This is a genomic window from Bradyrhizobium sp. BRP19, assembly GCF_020194195.1.
GTDB lineage: Bacteria > Pseudomonadota > Alphaproteobacteria > Rhizobiales > Xanthobacteraceae > Bradyrhizobium > Bradyrhizobium yuanmingense.
Window position 1 is genome coordinate 1 of sequence record NZ_JADYVZ010000055.1, and the last position, 3,709, is coordinate 3,709.

4 protein-coding genes are annotated in these 3,709 nt (G+C 63.6%); all 4 read right to left on the reverse strand.

Features of this window, described 5'->3' with window-relative positions:
* Positions 1-150: 150 nt before the first annotated feature.
* The gene (locus I6F36_RS38315) at positions 151-852 is read right to left on the reverse strand and encodes an SDR family NAD(P)-dependent oxidoreductase (protein WP_225173233.1); all 702 of its coding nucleotides are present in this window, start codon (positions 850-852) and stop codon (positions 151-153) included.
* Between the two features lie 71 nt (positions 853-923).
* On the reverse strand, positions 924-1,934 hold the full coding sequence (locus I6F36_RS38320; RefSeq protein ID WP_225158280.1) for a nitronate monooxygenase family protein: 1,011 nt from the start codon (positions 1,932-1,934) through the stop codon (positions 924-926).
* Positions 1,935-1,957: 23 nt separating this feature from the next.
* Positions 1,958-3,145 (reverse strand): acetyl-CoA C-acyltransferase, encoded by a 1,188-nt coding sequence (locus tag I6F36_RS38325; RefSeq protein ID WP_225173234.1) that lies wholly within the window; start codon positions 3,143-3,145, stop codon positions 1,958-1,960.
* Positions 3,146-3,160: 15 nt separating this feature from the next.
* Positions 3,161-3,709, reverse strand: a 549-nt coding sequence (locus I6F36_RS38330) for an acyl-CoA dehydrogenase family protein (protein ID WP_276573755.1), incomplete at its 5' end; no start/stop codon positions are given.

Genomic DNA, 3,709 nt, shown 5'->3' on the forward strand with positions numbered 1-3,709 from the left:
TCCGATTCCGTCACACCGGGCGTGTCGGCATGAACCGGCATCGCGACAAATGCCGCAAGCGCGGCCATGGAAAGCGCGAGTTTCCTCATCAACATCTAAATTCCCTCCTGAGCTTGTTATGATTTGAGCAGCGGTCTGCTGACTTACCAACTACCAGGCTTCACCGAACGGCCTGATCTCCACATTGAACGACCAGGCACTGCGGTCCTGGTGAACGACATGCCAGATCTCATCCGCGATTGCCCGCGGCTTGATGAAGAAGTCGTCCGGCCGGTCCGGCCAACGCTTCCTCGTCCATTCAAGGTCGATCACGGCGTCGATGACGACATAGGCGACGTGGACGCCTTGTGGTCCGAGATCACGCGCGATTGCCTCGGCAAGGATGCGTTGTGCCGCCTTGGTCGGTGCGAAGCCGGCAAAGCCCGGCTTGCCCCGCAACGCCGATGTGTTTCCGGACGCGACGATGGCCCCATGGCCGGCCTGCGTCATGGTCGGGGCAAACCGCCGCGCCAGATAGAGCAGCCCCATCGTGTTGACCTGGAAGTTCCGATTGAGGATTTGCGGATCGATCTCACTGAACCTGCCGAACGCGCCACCTACCGCGTTGTGAATGACGACACCGGGACTGCCCAGATCTCGCTCGACGGCGGTTGCCGCGTCCTCGACTTGCGCGGCATCGGACACGTCGCATCGATACGCTTTTGCGCCCGGTAGCTCCTGCGCCAGCGCGGCGATGCGCTCCTCATTCCTGGCGAGAAGCGCGAGGCGGTATCCTCCCTCGGCGAATCGCCTTGCCAGCGCCGATCCCGTGCCTGGCCCAACGCCGGATATCAGACAGACAGGTGCACCCATGCGATCAGATCTCCATGTTCGGCCGGCACGTCATACCGGCTCGCGACCATGCCGTGCCCGGAGGCACAGCATCAGGCGACTGCGCGCGCCTTCTCCGTCTCGACCTCGCCGTCGAGGAAGCCGGTCAGCCGCTGACGGATGATCGTCTCCGCTTCCCTCATGATGCGATCGATCAGCTCCTTGACCGTCGGGATGTCGTCGATGAGGCCGACCACCATCCCGCAGCTCCAGGCGCCGGCGTCCATGTCGCCGTCGACCATCACCTTGGCGTAAACGCCGGCGACCTGATCGTGGATGTCCTCGATTTTCAGGCTGGCGCCTTTGCTGCGCTCGATTTCCACGAGCTGGGCGACCCCTTTGTTCTTGAGGACGCGTTCGGTATTGCGCAGCGCGCGCATGACGAGCACGGTGTCGAGCTCGCTGGCCTTGACGATGGCCTGCTTCACATTGTCGTGGACCGGCGCTTCCTTGGTGGCGACGAAGCGGGTGCCCATGTTCATGCCCGAGGCGCCCATCGAGAGCGCAGCGACGAGGCTGCGCGCATCGGCCATGCCACCCGAGGCAACGAACGGGATTTTGAGCTCATCGGCGGCCCGCGGCAAAAGAATCATGTTCGGGATGTCATCCTCGCCGGGGTGGCCGCCACACTCGAAACCATCGACGCTGACGGCATCGCAGCCGATCTTCTCGGCCTTGAGCGAGTGCCGAACCGACGTGCATTTGTGGATCACCTTAATGCCCGCCGCTTTCAGCGCGGGCATGTATTGTTCCGGACTGCGGCCAGCTGTCTCGACCGCCTTGACGCCGCCCTCTCTGATCGCCGCGATATATTCGGGGTACGGCGGCGCCGAGAAGGTCGGCAGGAAGGTGAGGTTCACGCCGAACGGCTTGTCGGTCATGTCGCGACACCGCGCGATTTCCTTCGCCAGCAATTCCGGCGTCCGCTGGGTCAGGCCGGTGATGATGCCAAGGCCGCCCGCATTCGATACCGCAGCGGCGAGCTCGGCAAAGCCGACATAGTGCATGCCGCCCTGGATGATCGGATGCTGGATGCCAAACAGTTCAGTGATTGCTGTCTTCACGAATGATCTCCCGCCTTTGCCGCTCAGTGGACGATTTCGAACAGACCGGCCGCGCCCATGCCGCCGCCGATGCACATGGTCACGACGCCGTATTTCGCCTTGCGCCGGCGGCCCTCGATCAGAAGGTGGCCGGTGAGGCGCGAGCCGGTCATGCCGTAGGGATGACCGATCGCGATCGAGCCGCCATTGACATTGAGCCTGTCCGGATCGATGCCGAGCTTGTCGCGGCAATAGATCACCTGCACCGCATAGGCTTCGTTCAGCTCCCAGAGATCGATGTCGTCGATCTTCAGATTATGGCGCTTGAGCAGCCGCGGGATCGCGGCAACCGGGCCGACACCCATCTCGTCCGGCTCGACGCCGGCGGCGACGAAGCCGCGGAAGATGCCGAGCGGCTTCAGCCCCTTCCTGGCTGCGATCTTGTCGCTCATGATCACGCAGGCCGAGGCGCCGTCCGAGAGCTGACTAGCGTTGCCGGCGCTGATGGTCTTGCCCTCGAACACCGGCTTGATCCTGGCGAGAGCTTCGGCGGTGGTTTCCGGCCGCGGGCCTTCGTCCTTGGCGAGCGTCACCTGCTCGTAGGTCACCTCCTTGGTGTCCTTGTTGAGGAGCGCCATTTTGGTCGTGAACGGCACGATCTCGTCGTCGAAACGGCCGGCCTGCAACGCAGCGCCGACCCGGCGCTGGCACTCGAGGCTGTATTCGTCCTGCTTGTCGCGATCGATCTTGTAGCGCTCGGCGACGACCTCCGCCGTATCCAGCATCGACATGTACATTTCGGGCTTCATCGCCATCAGCTCGTCATCGATGGCGTGGAACTTGTTCATGTTCTCGTTCTGCACGAGGCTGATCGACTCGATTCCGCCACCAATCGCGACCTCGACCCCGTCAAGCATGACCGACCGTGCGGCCACCGCGATGGCCTGCAGGCCAGACGCGCATTGCCGGTCGATCGTAGTGCCGGCAACGGTAACCGGCAGGCCCGCGCGGATCGTGCCCTTGCGGGCCACGTTCATCACCATGGTCCCTTGCTGCATGGCGCAGCCCATGACCACGTCTTCCACCTCGTCCGGCGCGATGCCCGCGCGCCTCACCGCTTCGGCCATCACGTGTCCGGCCATGGTCGGGCCGTCCGTGTTGTTGAGGGCGCCGCGATAGGCTTTGCCGACGGCGGTCCTTGCGGTGGAAACGATGACAGCCTCAATCGTCATGCTGACCTCTTCTGTTTACGCGGCCGCGTCCAGCTGCGCATAGCGCAGCACGTGGAACGCGGGATCGCCGAACTGGATGTTGATGGAGGAGATGCGCTTGAAATAATGCCCGACGTTGAGCTCGTCGGTCATGCCCATGCCGCCATGAAGCTGCACCGCCTGATCAGCGACGAACTTGCCGGCATAGCCGATCTTCGATTTGGCGCCTGAGGCGAGCCGCGACAGGCCGGGATCACGGGCGGAGAGGTTCAGGCTGAGATGCTGCATCAGGGAGAGCGCCTCCTGATGGGCAATAAACATGTCAACCATGCGATGCTGCAGAACCTGGAATGAGCCGATGGTGGTGCCGAACTGCTTGCGGGTCTTCGAATAATCCAGTGTCGCGGCGTTCAGCTCACCGATGGCGCCGACGGCTTCCGCGCAGAGCGCGCCGATGGCGCGGTCGCGACCGGCTTCCAGCAAGGCGACGCCCTCGCCCTCGCGCCCGATCAATTGCCCGCGGACCTCGCGCAGGCTGATCTCGGCGGCCCTGCGGCCGTCGATCGTCTTGAAGCTCTGGAGATC

Excerpts from the sequence above, each read along its gene's own strand:
- I6F36_RS38315 (WP_225173233.1), bottom strand. The coding sequence starts at position 852 with ATGGGTGCACCTGTCTGTCTGATATCCGGCGTTGGGCCAGGCACGGGA.
- I6F36_RS38325 (WP_225173234.1), bottom strand. The coding sequence starts at position 3,145 with ATGACGATTGAGGCTGTCATCGTTTCCACCGCAAGGACCGCCGTCGGC.